At 63.5% G+C, this 22,389-nt stretch carries 18 protein-coding genes; 13 read left to right on the forward strand and 5 right to left on the reverse strand.

Going from position 1 to position 22,389, the window contains the following annotated elements:
• Positions 1-2,161, reverse strand: a 2,161-nt coding sequence (locus tag DRF71_RS04985; RefSeq protein WP_332872042.1) for a heavy metal translocating P-type ATPase, incomplete at its 3' end; no start/stop codon positions are given.
• Positions 2,162-2,330: 169 nt separating this feature from the next.
• On the opposite strand from DRF71_RS04985, the gene DRF71_RS04990 reads away from it, so the two are divergent.
• The 3 genes from DRF71_RS04990 to DRF71_RS04995 all read left to right on the forward strand — a co-directional run bounded on the left by DRF71_RS04990 (position 2,331) and on the right by DRF71_RS04995 (position 3,595).
• A complete protein-coding gene (locus DRF71_RS04990; protein ID WP_112309995.1) occupies positions 2,331-2,501 on the forward strand; it encodes a heavy-metal-associated domain-containing protein in 171 nt (56 codons plus the stop codon).
• 278 nt (positions 2,502-2,779) lie between these two features.
• Positions 2,780-2,908 carry a hypothetical protein gene (locus tag DRF71_RS28980; RefSeq protein WP_269814331.1) on the forward strand — a complete coding sequence of 43 codons (129 nt, stop codon included), beginning with the start codon at positions 2,780-2,782 and terminating at the stop codon, positions 2,906-2,908.
• Between the two features lie 348 nt (positions 2,909-3,256).
• Entirely contained in the window at positions 3,257-3,595 is a 339-nt protein-coding gene (locus DRF71_RS04995; protein WP_112309396.1) for a TfoX/Sxy family DNA transformation protein, read from the forward strand.
• 26 nt (positions 3,596-3,621) lie between these two features.
• On the opposite strand, the gene DRF71_RS05000 is transcribed toward DRF71_RS04995, so the two are convergent.
• Entirely contained in the window at positions 3,622-4,056 is a 435-nt protein-coding gene (locus DRF71_RS05000) for an RrF2 family transcriptional regulator (RefSeq protein WP_112309397.1), read from the reverse strand.
• A 206-nt stretch (positions 4,057-4,262) separates the two neighbouring features.
• On the opposite strand from DRF71_RS05000, the gene DRF71_RS05005 reads away from it, so the two are divergent.
• The 10 genes from DRF71_RS05005 to DRF71_RS05050 all read left to right on the forward strand — a co-directional run bounded on the left by DRF71_RS05005 (position 4,263) and on the right by DRF71_RS05050 (position 18,998).
• Positions 4,263-6,668 carry a glycogen/starch/alpha-glucan phosphorylase gene (locus DRF71_RS05005; protein WP_232831307.1) on the forward strand — a complete coding sequence of 802 codons (2,406 nt, stop codon included), beginning with the start codon at positions 4,263-4,265 and terminating at the stop codon, positions 6,666-6,668.
• A 24-nt stretch (positions 6,669-6,692) separates the two neighbouring features.
• On the forward strand, positions 6,693-8,876 hold the full coding sequence (gene glgB, locus DRF71_RS05010; RefSeq protein WP_112309398.1) for a 1,4-alpha-glucan branching protein GlgB: 2,184 nt from the start codon (positions 6,693-6,695) through the stop codon (positions 8,874-8,876).
• Between the two features lie 40 nt (positions 8,877-8,916).
• On the forward strand, positions 8,917-10,185 hold the full coding sequence (glgC, locus tag DRF71_RS05015; RefSeq protein WP_112309399.1) for a glucose-1-phosphate adenylyltransferase: 1,269 nt from the start codon (positions 8,917-8,919) through the stop codon (positions 10,183-10,185).
• A gap of 68 nt (positions 10,186-10,253) precedes the next feature.
• Positions 10,254-11,705 (forward strand): glycogen synthase GlgA, encoded by a 1,452-nt coding sequence (glgA, locus tag DRF71_RS05020; RefSeq protein WP_112309400.1) that lies wholly within the window; start codon positions 10,254-10,256, stop codon positions 11,703-11,705.
• Positions 11,702-13,837 (forward strand): glycogen debranching protein GlgX, encoded by a 2,136-nt coding sequence (glgX, locus tag DRF71_RS05025; protein WP_269814332.1) that lies wholly within the window; start codon positions 11,702-11,704, stop codon positions 13,835-13,837. Before glgA ends, glgX begins: the two co-directional genes overlap by 4 nt.
• Positions 13,834-15,459 carry an alpha-D-glucose phosphate-specific phosphoglucomutase gene (locus tag DRF71_RS05030; RefSeq protein ID WP_112309401.1) on the forward strand — a complete coding sequence of 542 codons (1,626 nt, stop codon included), beginning with the start codon at positions 13,834-13,836 and terminating at the stop codon, positions 15,457-15,459. The genes glgX and DRF71_RS05030 overlap by 4 nt, the downstream gene beginning before the upstream one ends.
• Positions 15,460-16,013: 554 nt before the next feature.
• Positions 16,014-16,343: a hypothetical protein gene (locus DRF71_RS05035; RefSeq protein ID WP_157970929.1), complete on the forward strand. Its 330-nt coding sequence runs from the start codon at positions 16,014-16,016 to the stop codon at positions 16,341-16,343.
• A 200-nt stretch (positions 16,344-16,543) separates the two neighbouring features.
• Entirely contained in the window at positions 16,544-17,914 is a 1,371-nt protein-coding gene (locus tag DRF71_RS05040; protein ID WP_112309998.1) for a class II 3-deoxy-7-phosphoheptulonate synthase, read from the forward strand.
• A gap of 90 nt (positions 17,915-18,004) precedes the next feature.
• Positions 18,005-18,802, forward strand: a complete 798-nt coding sequence (locus DRF71_RS27220; protein WP_157970930.1) for a hypothetical protein — start codon at positions 18,005-18,007, stop codon at positions 18,800-18,802.
• Positions 18,765-18,998, forward strand: coding sequence for a hypothetical protein (locus tag DRF71_RS05050; protein ID WP_157970931.1), 234 nt, complete (start codon positions 18,765-18,767; stop codon positions 18,996-18,998). Before DRF71_RS27220 ends, DRF71_RS05050 begins: the two co-directional genes overlap by 38 nt.
• A gap of 107 nt (positions 18,999-19,105) precedes the next feature.
• Here the strand turns inward: DRF71_RS05050 and DRF71_RS05055 are convergent, their stop codons facing one another.
• The 3 genes from DRF71_RS05055 to DRF71_RS05065 all read right to left on the reverse strand — a co-directional run bounded on the left by DRF71_RS05055 (position 19,106) and on the right by DRF71_RS05065 (position 22,350).
• Entirely contained in the window at positions 19,106-20,062 is a 957-nt protein-coding gene (locus tag DRF71_RS05055) for an OmpA family protein (RefSeq protein ID WP_112309405.1), read from the reverse strand.
• 439 nt (positions 20,063-20,501) lie between these two features.
• On the reverse strand, positions 20,502-21,020 hold the full coding sequence (locus DRF71_RS05060; protein WP_112309406.1) for a bactofilin family protein: 519 nt from the start codon (positions 21,018-21,020) through the stop codon (positions 20,502-20,504).
• The gene (locus DRF71_RS05065; RefSeq protein WP_112309999.1) at positions 21,010-22,350 is read right to left on the reverse strand and encodes a M23 family metallopeptidase; all 1,341 of its coding nucleotides are present in this window, start codon (positions 22,348-22,350) and stop codon (positions 21,010-21,012) included. The genes DRF71_RS05060 and DRF71_RS05065 overlap by 11 nt, the downstream gene beginning before the upstream one ends.
• Between the last annotated feature and the right edge of the window lie 39 nt (positions 22,351-22,389).

The following is a 22,389-nucleotide window of genomic DNA, read 5'->3' on the forward strand; positions in this document are numbered from 1 at the left end:
CCCCCGCCTCGATCGCCACATCACTGCCGGTTCCCATTGAAATCCCGACCTCCGCCGCCGCCAGGGCGGGCGCGTCATTGATCCCATCGCCGACAAAGGCGGCATCGGCTTCGCGGACGATCTCCTGCTTGCCTTCGGGCAGCACGCCGGCATGGATCTCGGCAATGCCGATCTGGCTTGCGACATGGCGAGCGGCCGCTTCGGTATCGCCCGAGATCATCACCGGCGTCACGCCCATCTCTTGCAGCGCAGCAATTGCCCGGGGCGTGGTGGCTTTCATCTGATCGGCCACCCGGATCAGCCCGGTGACGGTGCCGTTCCTGGCGACGAAGACGAGGCTTTCCCCCCTTGCTGCCGCCGCCGAGGCGCTGGCCTTCAGGCCGGCGGGAATTGTGCTGAACATCCGCGCGGCGCCGACCGCGATACGGGAGCCGTTAACCGTCGCCTCGGCCCCATAGCCCGGACGGGCCGAGAAATCCTGCGCCACCGGCAGCCTCTCTGCCGCACCGGCTGCGGCCAGAATCGCGGCGGCCAGCGGGTGGTCCGAGCCGCGTTCGACCGCAGCGGCCAGCGGCAGGATGTCCTCCGGCCCCTCGACCCCGACCACGCGGGGGCGGCCCTCGGTCAGGGTGCCGGTCTTGTCGAAGCAGATGCGGCTCTGACCCGCGAGCCGTTGCAGCGCCTCGCCGCGCCGGAACAGCACCCCCATCTGTGCCGCGCGCCCGGTTCCCACCAGAATCGAGACCGGTGTGGCCAGCCCCATCGCACAGGGACAGGCGATGATCAGGACCGAGACCCCGGCCACCAGCGCCCGCGCCATATCGCCGCTGACGGCCAGCCAGAGCCCGACCGTCACCGCCGCCACCGCCAGCACCGCCGGCACGAACCACATCGTCACCCGGTCGATCAGCGCCTCGACGGGGAGTTTCGAACCCTGGGCCTCTTCCACCATCGCGGTGATCCGGGCGAGAACCGTATCCGCGCCGATCGCCGAGACCCCGATCACCAGCGCGCCATTGCCGTTGATGGTGCCGCCGGTCACACGGTCGCCGGTCGCTTTGGTCACCGGGAGAGGCTCGCCAGTCAGCATGCTTTCATCCACCGCCGAATGGCCCGAGACGATCCGGCCATCGACCGGCACCCGCTCGCCCGCGCGCAAGGTGACCCGCATTCCGGGCGTCAGATCGGCAACCGCGATCTCACTGCCATCCTCAAGCCTTGCGGTTTTGGGTTGCAGGCCGATCAGGCTGGCAATGGCGGCACCGGCCCGGCCGCGCGCGCGGGCCTCCATGGCGCGGCCCGCGAGGATCAGCGTCACGATCACCGCCGCCGCCTCGAAATAGACGGCGCGGGCGTTTTCGGGGAAGAGGCCCGGCAGGAACAGGACCAGGGTGGAATAGGACCAGGCCGCCAGCGTGCCAAGCGCCACGAGGCTGTTCATATCCGGCGCGCCGCGCAGCAAAGCCGGGATGCCTTTGAGGAAAAACCGCCGGCCGGGGAAGGCGAGAACCAGGCTCGCCAGCAGGAATTGCATCACCCAGAGCGGCCATGTGCCGAAATTCAGATGCAGCCAGTGGTGAAGGGCGGGGATCAGATGGCCGCCCATCTCGGTGACAAAGACCGGCAAGGTCAACAGCGTGGCTACAGCCGTATCGCGCCACAAAGCCCGCTCATCCGCTGCCGGATCGGCAGGCGGGGCCATCGCGAGCGGCGCCGCCTTGTAGCCGGCTTTGGTCACCGCGCGGGCGAGCAGCGCCGGATCCACCGGTTGCGAAAGCGTGACCTTCGCCCGCCGCGTAGCCAGATTGGCCGTGGCCGAGACAACGCCGGGCTGCGCCATCAGCACCCGCTCCACCCGCCCGGTGCAAGTGGCGCAGGTCATGCCCCCGACCGAGAGTTCGACAGTCACCGGCTTTACCGGATAGCCGATTTTCGCGACGCTGGCGGCCAGGGCGGCGGTATCGGCGGGCGCGTGAAAGCGCACCTGGGCCTCGCCGGTGGCGAAATTCGCGCTTGCCTCCTCGACGCCGGGCACGGCTTTCAGCGCCCGTTCAACCCGGGCGGTGCAGGAGGCGCAAGTCATGCCGTCCAGCTGCAGCCGGACAAAGCCAGGGGGGGGCGCGGAGACGGTGTGGGGCAGGGCGGAGGATACGGTTGTCATGGAATGATCCCTTTCGGGGATGACATATGGGGCTTCCAGTCACGGGAAGGTCAAGACCCGGCACCGCTAAATCGCCATGCAGCTTTCGCATGGCAGCCCTGAGCCTGTGCCGGGCTTGACCTTTCCCCTGCGGGAAGGCGCATATCAGGGTCAAAGACAGGAGTTCACCATGACCAGGCTTTCCGTTCCCGATATGAGTTGCGGCCATTGCAAAGCCTCGGTCGAGGCGGTGCTGAAGCCGATTGCCAGCTCTGTCGAGGTTGATCTGACCGCGCGTGAGGTGCGGGTAGAGGGCGTTGCCGCCGAGGCGGCGGTGGCCGCACTGGATGGGCTTAGCTGAGCCCCTGGCTGAGTCCGCGCGAGGGCCTGTGTCAGGGTCTCTGTCAGGGCCTGTGCCGGCACCCGGTCGGGGGCATTTTACGACCTGAAGGAGAAAAGTGTTTCTATCCCGCCTCTTTCAGGGGCGGGAACTGTGGCGAATGCCGCACATGTGAACATTTCCGTCGGATTGGTGCCGAATCACCCACTTGTATAGTCCGCCACCAGGGCGCAAATGATGCTCGTAAGCAGCATGTCTGCGGAGTGCCTCTCGAGAGCAGAAAGATAGCGAGCAGTAAGATGGCGACGAAACAACAACCTCAGCAGGGTGGAAGCCAATCCCCCGCACCCCAGCAGCAGCAGCAGCAGGGCAGCACCCCGCAGCAGCAGGGCGGGAAGACGATTTTCACCGACTGGGCCTCGATCTGACCTGAGACGGAATCAGGGTCGCAGCAGGGTCTTCGGGCTGTGCCGGCACAAGTGGATGACCGGAGCGGGTTTATCAGGGCGGTGGTTGATGGCCCACAGGATCCCCGATACACAGAAACAGATCAGGGGGTCAGCCATTGGCTGGCCCCTTTTCGCGTTTTGCGGCACTGTTCGGTGTCAGGCCCGGTGGCCCGGGGCTTGTGTCCCGCCTGGCGGGCTGCGAGACTTGGCCTGAAGCCCGCAGCGCTTTGCGGCCTGCCATTGCGTGCCGCCATTCCCTCATGCCAGTCTGCCCATCCAGCCTGCCCCAGCCAGTCTCTCCATGTCAGCCGCAGAGGATTTGCCAGTTTGAACCCCGTCTCTTCCATTCCCAATCTGGGCCCGGCCTCCGAGGCCGCCTTTGCCCGGGCCGGGATCAACAGCGCCGAAGATCTGCGCGCGGTAGGGGCGGATGAGGGCTATCGGCTGCTGCTGTTATCGGGCAGCCGACCGCATTTCATCGGCTATTATGTGCTGGTGATGGGGCTGCAGGGGCGGCCCTGGAATGATTGCAAGGGCGACGAAAAAAAGGCGCTGCGCAAGCGCTTTGATGCGATCTGCAAGGAGGCGCGCAATTCCGACAGCGGCCGGGGGCTCGCGCTGGATATCGCGCTGCGCGAGATCGGTGTGATTGCGCGGGCGGGCTGAAACAGGCGCGCGCGCCGGTGCCGCGCTCAGGCGACGCGCAACTGGCGGGCAAGCGCCTCATTGCCATCGACCAGATCGCTGAGCCGCGTCGCGTCGAGCCTGGCGTAAAACGCATCCAGCGCCTCGTTCAGCACGCAGGTCAGGCGGCAATGCGCGGCCAGCGGGCAATCGCTCTTATCCGGGCCGATACAATCGCTGAACGCCAGAACGCGCTCGAATTTGCGAAACACCTCGCCAACGGTGACATCCTCGGGCGCGCGCGCCAGCATCAGCCCGCCGGAACGGCCCCGGATGGTCTTGAGGAAACCCTGCTGCGCCAGCAGATAGATCACCTGCGCCAGATGGTTTTCGGATGCATTGCAGGACTGGGCGATCTCGGCCCGCCGGACGATCCGGCCGGGATTGACGGCGCAGAACATCAGGGTCTTCATGGCGAGGCTCGTGCGCGTGGTCAGATGCATTCCCGGGGCTCCTGAGTGACGAATTCAGGTAATTCTCGTGCCTTTCTTACCTCTCGCGCCATGACATAGATCAGATATGCCTTTTTCCGAGGCATTTTTGCGCGCCCGCAATGGGGGGAAGTGGCGCAATATGCAGATGCAGCATTGCACTTGGATCAGGGCGGCTGTTCATATGACTGTAACCGTAAGCGAGACAGGGTTTCCCAGTGACCACAGCCAGCCACTCCTTCAGCGAACTCCTGCCCGGCGAACTCTCGACCGATATCCTGCGCCATCTGACCTTTACGCTGGGCAAGGATGCGCCCAATGCCAGTATCTATGACTGGCGGATGGCACTGTCCTATGCTGTCCGGGACCGGATCGTCGGCCCCTGGTTCGCCTCGACCCGCAAGACCTGGGCCTCGGGGCATAAGCGGGTCTGCTATCTGTCGATGGAATTCCTGATCGGGCGTCTGCTGGAAGATGCGATCGTCAATCTTGGCCTTTACGACAAGGCCGATGCGGCGATGACGGCGGTGGGGATGGATCTGCGCATGCTGATCGGGAATGAGCCGGATGCAGCGCTTGGGAATGGGGGCCTCGGGCGGCTGGCGGCGTGCTTCATGGAGTCGATGGCGACGGTGGGCTGCCCGGCCTATGGCTATGGCATCCGCTATGAACACGGCCTTTTCCGCCAGCTTTTCGAGGGCGGCCGCCAGGTCGAGACGCCGGAAGACTGGCTGAGCCAGGCGCATCCCTGGGAATTCCCGCGCCCTGAAAGCGCCTATCTGATTGGCTTCAAGGGCGAGATCACCAAAAAAGACGGCAAGCAGGTCTGGGTGCCGGGGGAAACCGTGCTGGCCGAGGCGCATGACACGCCGGTGATCGGCTGGGAAGGCAAATGGGCCAACACCCTGCGGCTCTGGGCCGCGAAACCGACGACGCAATTCGACCTTGAACGCTTCAACCGCGGCGATTACGCGGCGGCGGCCGAGCCGGAGGCGCTGGCCCGCACGCTCAGCCGCGTGCTTTATCCCGATGACACCACCTATCAGGGCAAGGAGCTGCGGCTGAAGCAGGAATTCCTGCTGACCTCTGCCGCGCTGCAAGACATCCTCCGCCGCTTCCTTGCCTCGAACAGCAATCTGCGCGATCTGCCGAAACATGTCGCGATCCAGATGAATGACACCCATCCCGCGATTGCCGGGCCAGAGCTGATCCGGCTTCTGACCGACGACCACGGCATGGATTTCGCCGATGCGCTGGAAACCGCGCAAGGCTGTCTGGGCTACACGAACCACACGCTTTTGCCCGAGGCGCTGGAGCGTTGGGCGACATTTACCTTCGGGAATGTGCTGCCGCGCCATATGCAGATCGTCGAGCGCATCGACACCTGGCACCGCGATACCTACAATCCGCCGCACTATATCGGCATCGTCAAACATCACGAAGTGCGGATGGGGGAACTGGCCTTCATCACCTCGCATAAGGTGAACGGGGTTTCGGCGCTGCATTCCGAATTGGTGAAGAAGAACCTCTTCTCCGAGCTGAACGCCCTGCATCCTGGACGGATCATCAATGAAACCAATGGTGTAACCCCGCGCCGCTGGCTGAAAATGTGCAACCGCCCGCTGGCTGGCCTGATCACCGAAACCATCGGCACCGGCTGGGAGGATGACCTTGACCGCCTGAAAGGGCTGGAGCCGCATGTCGAGGATCCCGCCTTCAGTCAGGCTTTCCATGAGGCAAAGCGCGTCAACAAGATCCGCGTCTCGAACCGGATCGGCGAGGTGTACGGTGTCAGGATTTCGCCCGATGCGATGTTCGACGTTCAGGTCAAGCGCATCCATGAATATAAGCGCCAGCTCCTGAACATCCTGGAGACCATTGCGCATTGGAACAAGCTGAGGAACGGCCAGATCGCCGATCCGGTGCCGCGCGTGAAGATCTTCGGCGGCAAGGCGGCGCCGGGTTATGCGGTGGCGAAAGAGATCATCCGGCTGATCAATGACGCGGCCCAGGTCATCAATAGCGATCCGAAAACCGGCGATCTGCTGAAAGTGGTCTATCCGCCGAATTACAATGTATCGATGGCGGAATGGCTGATCCCGGCCGCCGACCTTTCCGAACAGATCTCGACCGCCGGCAAAGAGGCCTCTGGCACCGGCAATATGAAATTTATGATGAACGGTGCGCCGACCATCGGCACGCTGGACGGGGCGAATGTCGAGATTTTGCAAGAGGTTGGCGCGGATAACTTCTTCCTCTTCGGTCTGACCGCAGAAGAGGTGATCCAGCGTCGCAAAGAGGCCGAGCATGAGCGCCGCGCCATCGAATCCAGCCAGGAATTGCAGGATGCGCTGCAAATGATCGCCGAAGGGCGCTTCTCCCCCGATCAGCCCGACCGCTATCACGGCATTGTCCATGGCGTCTGGCACCATGACTATTTCCTCGTCTCGTCGGATTTCGCCTCTTACCATGCGGCCCAGGCCCAGGTGGGTGCCGCCTTTGCCGATCGCGAGCGCTGGACCCGGATGGCGGCCCTAAATACGGCGCGCAGCGGATTCTTCTCGTCTGACCGCACAATTCGTGGCTACATGAAAGATGTGTGGGATGTGACACCGGCACTGTAAGCCGGATGAAGGGAAGGCCCAGCAATGGGAACAGGCGCTGGACGACCGAATGATGCGGATGCCCGGGCGATAGCCGAGGGCCGCCACGCTGATCCTTTTTCGGTTCTCGGATTGCATGAAAGCGCCGGCGAATGGCGGGTCACCGCCTTCATGCCCGATGCCGCGCGGCTGATCGTGGTCACGCCTGGCGGCGAATATGCCGCAAGGCCCTGGCCGGGCATTCCCGGCATGTTCACCTCTGTGCTGCCGGGCTGGTCGGGTTATCGCCTGCGGGCCGAGGGGGCGGGCTGGGCCTGGGAATATAACGACCCCTATGCTTTCGGCCCGGTCCTTGGTGAAATCGACGAATATCTGCTGGGGGAGGGCAGCCATCAAAGGCTCTGGCAGGCGCTTGGTGGCCATCTGATCAGCCATGAAGGGGTCGAAGGGGCGCATTTCGCGGTCTGGGCGCCTTCGGCCGGGCGCGTCTCGGTGGTGGGCGCCTTCAACACCTGGGACGGGCGCCGCCATGTGATGCGGCAGCGCGGCCAGACCGGCATCTGGGAGATCTTCATCCCGGGCCTCGCCGAGCGCGAAAGCTATAAATACGAGATTCGCGGCCAGGGCGGCGCGATCCTGCCGCTCAAGGCCGATCCGGTTGGCTTTGGCTCGGAGCATCCGCCTCGCAATGCCAGCGTCCTGCGCCGCCTGCCGGGCAGCCATGATGACGGCGCCTGGCCCGCCATCCGCGCAAGCCGCAATTCCGTCGATGCGCCGGTCTCGATCTATGAGGTCCATACCGCCTCCTGGCGCCGGACGGAGGATGGGCGTATCCTGTCCTGGGCCGAGCTTGCCGAGCAATTGCTCGGTTATGTCGAATGGATGGGCTATACCCATATCGAGCTTTTGCCGATTTCCGAATATCCGTTCGACGGGTCCTGGGGCTATCAGCCGATCGGGCTTTTCGCGCCCACGGTGCGGCATGGCACGCCGGATGAGTTCCGCGCCTTCATAGCCGAGGCGCATCGGCGCGGCATCGGGGTGATCCTTGACTGGGTGCCGGGCCATTTCCCCACCGACCCGCATGGGCTGGGTCAGTTCGACGGCACCGCGCTTTACGAACATCGGGACCCGAAGGAAGGCTTCCACCAGGACTGGAACACGCTGATCTATAATTACGGCCGGGCCGAGGTCTCGAACTATCTGATCTCGAACGCGCTTTACTGGCTGGAGATTTACGGCGCCGACGGGCTCAGGGTCGATGCGGTGGCCTCGATGCTTTACCGCGACTATTCGCGCGAGCCGGGGCAGTGGGTTCCGAACAAGGATGGCGGTCGCGAGAATTACGAGGCGATTGCTATGCTGCGCGCGATGAACACCGCCGTTTATGCCCATTGTCCCTGGGCGATGACGGCGGCGGAAGAGTCGACCAGCTTCCCGGGCGTGTCCCGGGCGGTGGATCAGGGCGGTCTGGGCTTTGGGTTCAAATGGAATATGGGCTGGATGAATGACAGCCTTGATTACATGCAACTCGACCCGGTTTACCGGCAACACCACCATAACAAGATGACCTTTGCCTCAAGCTACGCCTATAGCGAGAATTTCGTGCTGCCAATCAGCCATGACGAGGTGGTGCATGGCAAAGGCTCGATGATTGGCAAAATGCCGGGGGAAGGTGAACAGAAGTTCGCCAATCTGCGCGCTTTCTACGGCTTCATGTGGGGGCATCCGGGCAAGAAGCTGTTGTTCATGGGCCAGGATTTTGCGCAGGGGCGCGAATGGAACCATGATCGCGGCCTTGACTGGGAGCAGGAAAGGATCCCGGCCCATCGCGGGGTACAGCTCTGGCTCAGGGATCTGAACCGGCTTTATCGCGACACGCCGGCGCTTTACCGCCATGACACCCGCCCGGAAGGGTTCCGCTGGCTGCTTGCGGATGAGGCGGAAACCTCGGTCTTTGCCTGGACCCGCTTTGGGGATGCCGGTGATGCGCCGGTTGTGGTCGCCTGCAACATGACACCGGTGGAACGCCGTGTCAGGCTTGGCCTGCCGGCGGCTGGCTTCTGGCGCGAGAGGCTCAACAGCGATGCCGCCGTCTATGGCGGGCTTGATCGTGGCAATATGGGTGGGGTGATAGCCGAGAAAATCAATGCCCAGGGTGAGGGGTTTTCAGCCCTGGTGACGCTGCCGCCGCTCTCGGCTGTTTTTTTGGAGCATGTGATCGAGTAACGGCCCGGTCATCAGATACCGTCATTCCGGGGAGGGGACTATGAAGGCAAGAGTGAATAAGAGACTGTCGGCCCAGGCCATGGCCTTCGTCCTCGCCGGCGGGCGGGGATCGCGACTGAAGGAGCTGACCGACCGGCGTGCGAAACCGGCGGTCTATTTTGGCGGCAAGCAGCGGATCATCGACTTCGCGCTGTCGAATGCGCTGAATTCCGGCATTCGGAAGATGGCGATTGCGACACAGTACAAGGCGCATAGCCTGATCCGCCACGTCCAGCGCGGCTGGAGTTTCTTCCGGGCCGAGCGCAACGAATATCTTGATGTGCTGCCCGCCAGCCAGCGGATGGATGAGGTGAACTGGTATCGCGGCACCGCCGATGCGGTGGCGCAGAATATCGACATTATCGACAGCTATGGTGTTGAATATGTTGTGATCCTGGCCGGGGATCACATCTACAAGATGGATTATGAGATCATGCTGCAACAGCATGTCGATACCGGCGCCGATGTGACCATCGGCTGTCTGACTGTACCGCGCAAGGAGGCCTCGGCCTTTGGGGTAATGGCGGTGGATGGCACGATGCGGATCACCGATTTTCTGGAGAAACCGGCCAATCCGCCGGGGATCCCCGGGGATGAGGCGCATGCGCTGGCCTCGATGGGGATCTATGTTTTCGACTGGGCGTTTTTGCGCGATCTTTTGCTGCGCGATGTGGTCGACAGCAATTCCAGCCATGATTTCGGCAATGATCTGATCCCGTCTATTGTGAAGGGCGGCAAGGCGATGGCGCATCGTTTCGCCGACAGCTGCGTGACGACGGGGATCGAGGATGAGCCTTACTGGCGCGATGTCGGCACGCTGGATGCCTATTGGCAGGCCAATATCGACCTGACCGAATTCGTGCCGAAGCTGGATCTTTATGACCGCAGCTGGCCGATCTGGACCTATGCCGAGATCGTGCCGCCGGCCAAGTTCATCCATGATGAGGACGGGCGGCGCGGGCAGGCGATTTCCTCGCTGGTCTCGGGGGATTGTATCGTCTCGGGGTCGGAAGTGCGCAATTCGCTGCTGTTTACCGGATGCCGGGCGCATAGTTTCTCGGTGCTGGAACATGTGGTGGCGCTGCCGAGGGTGGATATCGGGCGGAATGCGGAGCTGAGGAATTGCGTGATCGATTCCGGGGTGATGATCCCGGAGGGACTGGTGGTGGGCCATGACCCGGAGGAGGATGCGCGCTGGTTCCGCCGCAGCGAGGGGGGCATTGTGCTGGTGACGCAGGCGATGCTGGACCGGCGGGCGCGCGAGATGTGACGGGGAAAGCCGGGGGCCAGCCCCCGGAGCCCCGGAGTATTTAAGTCAAGAGGAAGAGGAAGGCGCTTATGGGCGGTCGGGTTTTGTCAGTGGCGTCAGAGGCGGTGCCTTTGATCAAGACCGGCGGGCTTGCCGATGTGGTGGGGGCGCTGCCGGCGGCTCTGGCGGGCGCGGGCTGGGAAATGCGGGTGATGCTGCCCGCCTATAGGCCCTTGCGCGGGCTTTTGGCCAGGGGGGGCGGCTTTCGCGAGGTGATGCGCGAAGACGGGCTTTGGGGTGGTGAGGGGCGCGTCTTTGCCGGTGAGGCGGGCGGGCTCTCGCTGTTTTTGCTGGATGCGCCGCATCTTTATGATCGTGAGGGCGGACCTTATCACGGGCCTGGTGGGGACTGGGGGGATAATGCGCAGCGTTTTGCCGCCTTGTCCTGGATGGCGGCGCGGGTGGCGCGGGAAGGGGTGACGCTGGCGCGCGGCAAAGCCTGGAAGCCCGACATCCTGCACGCGCATGACTGGCAGGCAGGGCTGGCGCCGGCCTATCTGGCCTATCACGGTCCGGGCGGCTGTGCCTCGGTGATGACGGTGCATAATATAGCCTTTCAGGGCCATGCTCCGGCGCGGTTACTGGCAGAGTTGCGGTTGCCACCGGCGGAGTTCCATGCCGATGCGCTGGAATATTACGGCGGCTTGTCCTCGCTGAAGGCGGGGCTGATCACGGCGGATCGGATCACCACCGTCTCGCCGAATTACGCCGACGAGATCATGCGACCGGAATTCGGGCTGGGGCTGCAGGGGGTGCTGGCGGCGCGCAGCACAGTGGTCTCGGGCATCCTGAACGGCATCGATACCGGTCTCTGGTCGCCCGAGGCCGAGCCGGAAAACCCCTATTCCGCGCGTGCTCTCGCCGGGAAGGCAAAGGCGCGGGCTGGTTTGCAGGCGGAGTTCGGGCTCTCGGTGCCGGGACCGCTGACGGTGCTGGTTTCGCGGCTGACCGATCAGAAAGGCGTCGATCTTTTGCCCGCCGCTTTGCCGGACTTCATTGAGGGCGGCGGTGGTCTGGCGGTGCTGGGCTCCGGCGATCCGGGGGCCGAGGCGCAGATGCTGGCACTGGCGGCGCGCTGGCCGGGGCGCGTCTCTGTCAGGATCGGCTATGACGAAGCGCTGTCGCATCGGCTGTTTCAGGGCGGCGATGCGGTGCTGGTGCCGTCGCGGTTCGAGCCTTGCGGCCTGACACAGATGTATGGGCTGCGCTATGGCACTATCCCGCTGGTTGCGGCGGTGGGGGGGCTGGCCGATACGGTGATCCATGCCTCGCCTGCGGCGCTGGCGGCGGGGGTGGCGACCGGCATCACCTTCTGGCCGACCGATGCGCTGGCGCTGGCGCAGGCGCTGCGCCGGCTGAACGCGCTTTATGCCGATCAGAAGATCTGGAGCCGGTTGCGCCGCAACGCGATGGCGCAGGAGAATGGCTGGTCGGTTTCGGCAGGCGCCTATGCCGCGCTTTACGAGGGGATGCTTCGGTGAGCGCCGCCGCTGCCGGCCCAGCCACCGGCCTGATCACCGGCTCTGGGCTCCCCTGGCCGATGGGGGCCAGCCTGACGGCAAAGGGGGTCAATTTCGCGACCTTCTCGGCCAATGCGACTGCGATCGAGCTGTGCCTGTTTTCGCCCGATGGCGGCACCGAAATCGCGCGGCTGCCTTTTGTCGAGCGCGATGGCGATATATGGCATCTGCATGTCGAGGGGCTGGGCGAGGGCGCGCTTTACGGGCTGCGCGCCCATGGCCCCTGGGCGCCGGAACAGGGGCATCGCTTCAACCCGAACAAGCTGCTGATTGACCCCTGGGCGAGGGCGCTGCACGGCACATTCCGGTGGGATGATGCGGTTTTCGGCTATGTGACCGGCGATCCGGCCGGCGATCTCAGTTTCGATAGCCGTGACTCGGCGCCGTTCATCCCGAAATCGGTGGTGGCCGCGCCGCTGCCGGCGCTGGACCATCCGCGCCCGGAGCACCCCTTTGCCGAAGCCGTCATCTGCGAGGCGCATCTGAAAGGCGCCACCATGCTGCATCCCGGCGTGGCCGAGCCTCTGCGCGGCACCTGCGCCGGTTTTGCCTCGGATATGGTGATCGGCCATCTGGCGCAGGCCGGCGTCACGCATGTGGAATTCCTGCCCGTCCATGCCATCGCCGATGAGCGGTTTCTGGTGGCAAAGGGGCTCAGGAATTACTGGGGCTATAACACGCTGAACTGGTTCACGCCCGAGCCGCGCTATACCGGCCCGGGCGGCATGCAGGCCTGGCGCGGGATGGTCACCCATCTGCACCGTGCCGGGATCGGGGTTATCCTTGATGTCGTCTACAACCATTCGGCCGAAAGCGACGAGCATGGGCCGCATCTCTCGCTGCGCGGGCTGGACAATGCCAGCTTCTACCGGCTCTCGGGCGGGCGGCATTACGCCAATGATGCGGGGACGGGAAACACGCTTGATCTGACGCATCCGATGGTTTTGCGGCTGGTGATGGACAGCTTGCGCTATTGGGTCGAGACCGGGCTGGTCGACGGGTTCCGCTTTGACCTTGCGACGGTGCTGGCACGAGAGCCCGGCGGTTTTGACCCCGGCGCCGGTTTTCTCGATGCGCTGCGCCAGGATCCGGTGCTGGCGAGGGTCAGGCTGATCGCCGAGCCCTGGGATATCGGACCTGGCGGCTATCAGCTGGGTGCCTTTCCGCCGCCCTTCAGCGAATGGAATGACCGCTACCGCGACGGTGTGCGGCGTTTCTGGCGCGGTGAGCCGGGGCAGGCGGCGGATCTGGCAGGCGCGCTGCTGGGCTCGGCTGCGATCTTCGACCATTCCGGGCGGCAGGCCACCGCTTCGGTCAATTTCCTCACAAGCCATGATGGCTTCACGCTGCAAGACCTTGTCAGCTATAGTGAAAAACATAATGAGGTCAATGGCGAGGGCAATCGCGACGGCCATTCCGACAATCATTCCGACAATATGGGCGTCGAAGGGCCGAGTGGTGACCCGGCCATCCAGGCCGCACGGGCTCTGCGCAAGCGCAACCTGCTGGCGACGCTGTTCCTGTCGCAAGGCGTGCCGATGTGGCTGATGGGCGATGAGATCGGCCATAGCCAGGGCGGCAATAACAACGCCTATGCCCAGGACAATCCGATCACCTGGGCCGACTGGAGCTGCGCGGATCTGGCGCTGACAGCGTTTCTCGGCCGCCTTGCCGCGCTGCGCCGCGCGCATCCCGCGCTGCGCCAGCACCGTTTCCTGCATGGCAAAACCCGCGCCGATGGCTTTCGCGATGTGGTCTGGCGCCGCGCCGACGGACAGGAACCCGCGCCGCAGGACTGGCAGGACCCGGATTTCCGCTGTCTCTGTCTTGAACTGCGCATGGCAGCCGAAGGCGGCGAGGCCGGTCATGGGCCACTGTTCCTGGTGTTCAACCAGGGGGGCGCGGTGCCGCTGCACCTGCCCGAAACCGCCCGGGGCTGGCAGCTGGTCCTTGACACCACCCACCCGGATCTTACAGCTGAGGCGGCACCGGACTCCGTTCCGGAAAATGCGGTTCTGGTAATGATTCCAGCCTGTTCCGCCGAAGGCGCCTGTATTCCCCACCCCCGTGTTCCTCCAGGAGAGAGCGGATGAAACTGACCGTCGCGACCACGCCCATCTCAGGACAGAAGCCCGGCACCAGCGGGCTGCGCAAAAAGACGCGCATTTTCATGGGGCGGCATTACCTGGAAAACTTCATCCAGGCGCTGTTCGATGTGGTGGGGGCCGAGGGCAAGACCTTCGTGCTGGGCGGTGACGGGCGCTATTTCAATGACCGCGCGGCCCAGGTGATCCTGCGCATGGCCGCCGCCAATGGGGCGGCGAAAGTGATCGTCGGGCAGCGGGCACTTTTGTCAACTCCGGCCGCCAGCCATCTGATCCGGTTGAATAAAACCGATGGCGGCATCATCATGTCCGCAAGCCATAATCCGGGCGGCCCGGATGAGGATTTCGGCGTCAAATTCAATATGCCGAATGGCGGGCCGGCGCCGGAATCGGTGACCGAGGCGATGTTCGCCCGCACCGGCACAGTCTCGGAATACCATATTTTCGAGAGCACCGATGTCGATCTCTCGACCCAGGGTCAGCAGCGCCTGGGCGATATGATCGTCGAGGTGGTCGATCCGGTCGCGGACTATGCCGATCTGTTGGAGACGCTGTTCGATTTCGACGCCATCCGCGCGCTGTTCCGGGGCGGTTTCCGGATGCGGATGGATTCCATGTGCGCGATCACCGGTCCCTATGCGGTTGAGATCCTTGAAAAACGTCTTGGAGCCGCGCCGGGCACGGTGGTCAATGCGACGCCCTTGCCGGATTTCGGCGGCATGCATCCCGACCCGAACCCGACCTGGGCCTCGGATCTGATGGAAGAGATGATGGGCGATAATGCCCCCGATTTCGGCGCCGCCTCGGATGGCGATGGCGACCGCAATATGGTGGTGGGGCGCGGCATCTATGTCTCGCCTTCGGACAGCCTGGCGGTGCTGGCGGCCAATGCGCATCTGGCCAGGGGCTACCGGTCCGGGCTGAAGGGGGTGGCGCGCTCGATGCCGACCTCGGGCGCGGTGGACCGGGTGGCCAAAAGCCTTGGGATCGAGGCGTTCGAGACACCGACCGGCTGGAAATTCTTTGGAAATCTGCTGGATGCGGGGCGTGTTACCCTTTGCGGCGAAGAGAGTTTCGGCACCGGATCAGACCATGTGCGCGAGAAAGACGGGCTCTGGGCGGTGCTTTTGTGGCTGAATATCCTTGCAGTGCGCAAGGAAAGCGTCGCGGATATCCTTGCCGCCCATTTCGCGCGGTTCGGCCGCAACTATTACTCTCGCCATGATTTCGAGGCGCTGGATTCCACCCGCGCCGACCAGATGTTCGCGACCCTGCGCGAAAAGCTGAAAACCCTTTCAGGTCAAAGTTTTGCAGGCCTTTCCGTCACCAACGCAGATGATTTTGCCTATCACGACCCGGTCGATGGTTCCCTGTCGCAGCGTCAGGGCGTGCGGGTGATCTTTGGGGAGGGCACGCGGGCAGTCTTTCGTCTGTCCGGCACCGGCACTGAGGGCGCCACGCTGCGGCTTTATCTGGAATCCTATGCGCCGGGACCGGGAGGGCTGAATGATGATCCGCAATCCGCCCTGGCCGATGTCATCAAAGCGGCGCATGAAATTGCGGATATTCAGGGTTTTACCGGGCGTACCTCACCTGACGTGATCACCTGAACCCGGTATTCGGAACGCGACAGGAGCGGGTCACAGATACGACGCAATGATCGACTGAAATTGCAATCGCCTGGGCGTCGGGCGGTTCATTTTCGGACCAGGCTACGAACTTGCTTATCAGTATGTCGTCTGGACCACGCCGCAAACGCAGCTGCATATCTGGTTCGGGCTGATTTTTCCCTCGGCGGGCTTTGCGGGGTGCTGACTGTTCCGCCCTGTTTGCGGGTGGGGCGCGGTTACCGGCTGATATGGAGTACCGCTTTGCTGGCCACCACTCAGATCCTGATGAGCGCAATTCGGCCCTTTCAACTTCAGGCGACGATTCACGGCCAGCTTTGGCTGGCGGTAGGGCTTGATTTCTCTGGCTTTGTGAGCTGGGCTGTTTCTATGGCTGGCTCGCGGTGGCGCGGGTACGCGATGCCTGGGGCAGTGGGCGCGGCGCCATTATCACCTTTATCCCGATCTGTTCTTTCGGCCTCGCCGTTCCACTGAGCCGGGATCATCGGGAACAGGGAAAAAAGCCTGCCAATCTGCAAGCCGTGATGATTGTTCTGATGGCTGGTTTCGGGATGTATTTCCTGTTGAAACATACGGGGCGAAATCTGGGGCAGGCGCAGATCCATGCCGAAGCGCTGACCGGAGATCCCCGTTTCGCGAAAGCGACCCTGAGGCGATCTTTCGCGTCTTTGTCCCGGGAGTTGCAGACCCCGATGCAGGTCGATGACACTACCACTCTGGTCGCGATAGATGCCGGGAAAGACTGGATCCGCTTTATCTATGTTCTGGATCACGATTACCCGCAGAGTGTCGGGACATGGCAAAGCTCCATTTCGGCTGACGTCTGCGAGGACAAAGCTGTCCTTGCCGCTATCGGTGCCGGCTGAGGCTATGATTTCACCTTCCGGCAGCGGGACGGCGAAGAGATCGGCTCTTTCTCACTGGATAAAACAGGCTGTCTGATCTGAGCGCGCGCAAGAGCGGCGCCCTTTGCATCCCGGTGCCATAAGCCCTATATGCGGACCATGTTACCGCTGTCAGCGCGGGCTTGGCCGTTCGGAGGAATGTCATGGGTGAGGCAAGGAAGATGCAGGGAAGCTGGAAGAAAACCGACTGGCGCGCTCTACCCAGAATCCAGATGCCGGATTACCCGGATGCCCAGGCCCTGACCGGGGCCGAGGCGCAGCTGTCGAAATATCCGCCGCTGGTCTTCGCGGGAGAGGCACGGCGGCTGAAGAAGCAACTGGCGCTGGCGGGCGAGGGCAAGGCCTTCCTGCTGCAAGGCGGCGACTGCGCCGAGAGCTTTGCCGAATTCTCGGCCGACAATATCCGCGACACTTTCCGCGTCATGCTGCAGATGGCGGTGGTGCTGACCTGGGGTGCGAAAGTGCCGGTGATCAAGGTGGGCCGGATGGCGGGGCAGTTTGCCAAGCCGCGTTCGGCGCCGACCGAGGTGATCAATGGGGTCGAGCTGCCCAGCTACAAGGGCGATATCATCAACGGCTTTGACGCGACGCCCGAGGCGCGGATGCCCGATCCGAACCGGATGCTGCAGGCCTATACCCAGGCGGCGGCCTCGCTGAACCTTTTGCGCGCGTTTTCAACCGGCGGCTTTGCCGATATCCACCGTGTGCATTCCTGGACGCTGGGTTTCGCCGAACATGATAAGGCGGAACAATACCGCGCCATGGCCTCGCGGATCTCGGATGCGCTGGACTTTATGAATGCGGCCGGGGTCAATTCTGAGACCGCGCATCAACTCGCCCAGGTCGATTTCTACACCAGCCATGAGGCGCTGCTGCTGGAATATGAAGAGGCGCTTTGCCGCATCGATTCCATCTCGGGTCAGCCGGTGGCGGGGTCGGGCCATATGATCTGGATCGGCGACCGCACGCGGCAGCCCGATGGCGCCCATGTCGAATTCTGCCGCGGTGTGCTGAACCCGATCGGGCTGAAATGCGGGCCCTCAACCACCGCCGAAGATCTCAGGGTGCTGATGGCAAAGCTGAACCCGGAGAATGAGCCGGGCCGGCTGACCCTGATCGCGCGCTTTGGCGCCGGCAAGGTGGGGGACCACCTGCCGCGCCTGATCAAAACCGTGCAGGAGGAAGGCGCCAATGTCGTCTGGTCCTGCGATCCGATGCACGGGAACACCATCAAGGCGGCCTCTGGCTATAAGACGCGGCCTTTCGATTCGGTGCTGCGCGAGGTGCGGGAGTTCTTCTCGATCCATAAAGCCGAGGGCACGGTCCCGGCGGGCGTTCATTTCGAGATGACCGGCCAGGATGTCACCGAATGCACCGGTGGCCTGCGCGCGGTCACCGATGAGAATCTGCAAGACCGCTATCACACCGCCTGCGATCCGCGCCTCAACGCCTCGCAATCGCTGGAGCTGGCCTTCCTTGTCGCCGAAGAGCTGACCCGCCAGCGCGAGGAAACCCGGCGCGTGGCGCTCTGATTTTTGCCGGGAGAGCCCGCCGGGCTCTCCCCTGACAGGGACCTGAGCGGCCCGGGGCGTCCGCAGTCCACGGGGCCAGAGGGAGCGCAGATGCCGAAAAAGCTGTTCCTGCATATTGGGCGCGCCAAAACCGGCACCTCTGCCTTGCAATTTCAGCTGCGGCTTATGCGAAGAACGCTGGCAGCACAGGGTATCCTTTACCCATCGACCGGTTTCAGAAGGGTGAGCCAGGGGGGAATTGCCCTGGCCTGTCATCAGAATTCCGCGAGCAGCGACGCGGACCTCACGGCATTGCGCGAGAAGTTCGAAGCCGAAATTCTCCCCTTTGACCGGATCATCGTCAGTTCGGAAGGGTTCCAGAATATCACGACGCGGAACCGTCCTGATTATTTCTTCCGCCGGAACCAGCAGGATTTTTACGATATTTCCGTGCTTTGTGTGGTCCGTGAATTCCTCGCCTGCGCCATGAGCGCCTATTCACAGCGGGTGCAGATCACCGGGATGGTTTCCACGCCCGAACAGTTTTGCAGCTGGTTCGCAAAATTCAGCCTGCCTGGCTTCTTTGACTTCTGGAGCGCCTTTGGTGACCGCGCGATTTTCATCGGTTATGAGGCCGAAATTGCCGCGCATGGCTCTCTCCTGCCACGTTTTGCACAGGAGATGGAGGTTGATCTCCTGTGCCACACGGGCGCCGAAATGGTTCTCAAACCACTCCATCAGTGGCAATCTGCTGATGTTCAAGCTGTTGGTGAATTCGACCGTCGGACATCGGGAGGAATTCAATCTGGCTTTGCAGCGGCTCGCCGCGCTGAAACCGCGCTATGCGGGGCGGTTTCATATCGGAGACGCAATGGCGGAGCGGCTGCGTGCGGCCGATGGCGGTTATAATGCCGCCTTGTCCGCGCGGATCGGTGATCCGCCTTTGCCTGGCTTCAGCCAGGCGCCGCCGATCTTCCAGGAAGAACACTGGAGCGAGGATCTGGAATGCTTCCTGTCGCATTTCCACTTTCAGCATCTGCGCGAAATGCCGGAATTTCAGCGTCTGCCACCGGCATCCCTGATCCGCGCCCTGAACCGCGAATAGCTTCTGGGCCGGCAGGCGGGTTAACCCGTCACATCCGGCCGTGAACGGCGCCGGGAAAAACGGGAGGTCCGCCCGGATCAGGGGCGGAGCCTCTTGTCTTCCGGGGATCAGTTGCGCACCAGCTCCACGATTTCGACGCGGCGGTTCTTTGCGCGGCCTTCCTCGGTCCGATTGGTGGCGACCGGGGCGACCATGCCGGCGCCGGCCGGGGTGATGCGGTCGGCGGCGATGCCCTGCGCCGCCAGCGCATCCGCCACCGCCTGGGCCCGACGCTGCGACAGCGAGAGGTTGTAATCGAACGCGCCCTTGCCATCGGTATGGCCGACGATCAGCACCTGCAATGTTGCGCTGTCCTGCAACATTGCCGCCAGCTGGTCGATCTGCTCTTTCGATTCCGGCAGGATTTCGGCGCTGTCGAAATCAAAGAGGATGCCATAGATGGCGATCCTGCCGTCGCGGGCCAGGGTCTCCTCCATCTCGGAGGCCTTGATCACCTGCATCCGCGCTTCCATCGGGGCGACTTCGATCACATCCAGCAGGATGAAGGGCCGGGCCTCCGGCTCGAAACTGGTGGCATAGAGCGAGACATAGACATCGCCCTCGGGTCGGACGAGTTTTGCCGCCAGAAAGCGCTGCTGGTCGCCATAGATCAGCCCGTTATAGCGGGCGCCGGGGTTGATCAGGCTGTTGAAACGCGGGCCGCAATCGGCCTTTGAACAGGTGAAGAGGGTCTCGAAACCAGCCTCTTTCAGCGCGGTTTCGTAATTGCGGAAGACCTCAAGCGCCGAGCGGTCCATGGGCGCGCGGTAGAGGAAATGCGAGACCCTGCCCTCCAGCGGCTGGCTTGCCTCATAGGCGGCGGCGCCGGTGCCGGCCGGCAGGGACGGGCCGGTGATCAGCAGGAATTCGTCAAAGGCATTGACCGCGTAATCGCGGATCTCGGTCCCGGCATAGCGCGGGATCAGCGGGTGATCGGCAGAGCCCGTGACATCCTGCGCGGCCCCGGGCTGTGCGAGGAAGGGTAGCGTGGCAAGCAGCAGGAAAAGCATTCTGAGCAGTGACATAATGAACTCCAGACCTGAAACGGGTGGGGCGGACCGGGTGTTCCCCCCTGATACGCCCCCTGATATGTCGATGGACGGATCGGCGTAGCGGGGCCGGCTGGTGCTGGCCCCCGCCGGACGCGAAAGCCGGGAGGGACAGCAAGGCGGGTTCTCCCGCAGTGCTGCCCGCAAAAGGCCGCCGCTGCCGGGCGGGGCTGCCGGTTGGTCGCCCCGATCTGAGGCTAACGGCCCGGTCAAACACGCGTCAATGCTTTCTTTCCGTGGGGGAAGGGGGAGGGGCGAAGGCCGCTCATCCTCCCCGGAACACCGCGATCCCCTGAAATGCAAACAGCCCTCCGGTCAGGAGGGCTGCAGCGGATTGTAACAATGGCTTCTACGCCCTGCCTGTATCCCCGGCCCCGGCCCGGCAAGGACAGGACGGATGATACCGTGGACGGAATCAGATGCCTTCGGGTGCCGCAGCCGGAGCCTCTGCTGCTGCCGGGGCAGCATGAGACGCTGCCGAAGCACGACCGGTGGCCAGCGGGTCTTCCTGGCGCTGGACCGAGCCCTCGAAATGGGCGCCCGATTCGATGGCGATGGTCTTATGGATGATGTCGCCTTCGACGCGCGCGGTCGAGGTCAGGCGCACCTTGAGGCCGCGCACACGACCGATCACGCGGCCATTCACCACGATATCGTCAGCCACGATCTCGCCGCGGATGGTGGCGCTTTCGCCGACCGTCAGCAGATGGGCGCGGATATCGCCCTCGACCGTGCCTTCGACCTGGATATCACCCGAAGTGCGCAGATTGCCCACAACGGTAAGGTCGGAGGAGAGCACCGAGGCCACAGCTTTGCCCTTGGGCGCCGAGGGGGTGAAATCCATGGAAGGTTTCGACACGGGGACCTCCGGCGCCTTGGGTTTGTCTGCTTCGGGTTTCGCGCCCGGCTCGTTGATGCGGCTCTTAGAAAACATTTCTCGCTGCCCTTATGAAGGTCATCGGGTTCACGGCTGTGCCCCCGATGCGGACTTCGTAGTGAAGATGAGTGCCGGTGGACCGGCCTGAATTGCCCATATCACCGATCTGGTCGCCGCGCGACACCTTTTGTCCGACCTGTACACGGATCTGTGACATATGGGCGAAGCGGGTCTCGATCCCGAAAGCATGCTGGATCTTCACAAGGCGGCCATAGCCGTTCGACCAGCCGGCCTGGATGACGGTGCCTTCGGCGGTGGCATAGATCGGGGTGGCGTAGGGGCCGGCGATATCGGTGCCCTCATGCATCCGCGTGCCACGCCCGAACGGATCATCGCGCCGCCCGAAGCTTGAGGTCCAGCGCACATTTGTCGCCGTGATAGGGGTGGCAAAGGGCGCTTTCCAGGCGGCGAGACGGTAGAGATCCATCTCTTCCATGTCTTTCAGAATCGCATTGGCGCGTTTCTCGCCATCGCTCAGCGGCCCGCCCATGCTTGACGCCGTGATCGGCGCAAGCGGGCCGCCCTGGCCGGAATAGCCCTTGCGGACGGTGGCGATCAGATCATCGGGGTTCATCCCGGCCGCGCGGAACATCTTTTCCAGCGGCTCGACCGAGACGGTCACCGCGTCTTCGATTTTCGCGAAGATCGCGTCATTGCGCAGCTCCAGCGCGCGGCGGTCCTCGATGGCCAGCGCCAGCTCTTCGCGGGCGCTGTCGGCCTCGGCAAGGCGGGTATCGCGCTCGCGGGCGGTCGTCTCCAGCTTGGAAGTCAGGAAGCCAAGCGTTTCGCTGGTGTCGCGGATGCGGCCCATCTCGGTGGTGTCGCCGCCCTGTTCGCCCAGCATGCCGGTCAGTTTCGCAACCTCGGCGCGCGCCTCGTCACGTTCGCGGATCACACCGCGCAGGCTGTTTTGCACCACGTCGATGCCGGTCTCCAGCTCGCGGCGGCGATCTTCCGAGGCGAGCAGCATCTCCTGCATCGCCGAAACCTGTTCCAGGGCCGAGTTGAAGCGCTCCTGCGCCTGGGCGGATTCGGTCACCCGCAGATCGCGGTCGGCGGAGAGCATGACGAGCCGTTCCTCGAAGATCACCCCCTGGCGCTGGCTTTGTTCGCGTGAGGATCCGGCGCCGATCGACTGCATCATAAAGATCGAGGTGGCCACGATCGTCCAGGCGATGGCCAGCGCGCCGACCACGACCACGATGGCCTGGGTGGCGGGCTTCAGCCGCAGGTAATGGGTTCCGTGATCGGATTTCAGATAGAGCCGCTGTTCGGGAAACACCGATTCAAGCGCTGTATTGATCCGGATGGCCAGTCTTCCAATCACGCGGCATTCCATCTTAATGGGCGCCCGATCTGCCATGCC

The sequence above is a fragment of the Pseudogemmobacter bohemicus genome (genome assembly GCF_003290025.1).
Taxonomy (GTDB): domain Bacteria; phylum Pseudomonadota; class Alphaproteobacteria; order Rhodobacterales; family Rhodobacteraceae; genus Pseudogemmobacter; species Pseudogemmobacter bohemicus.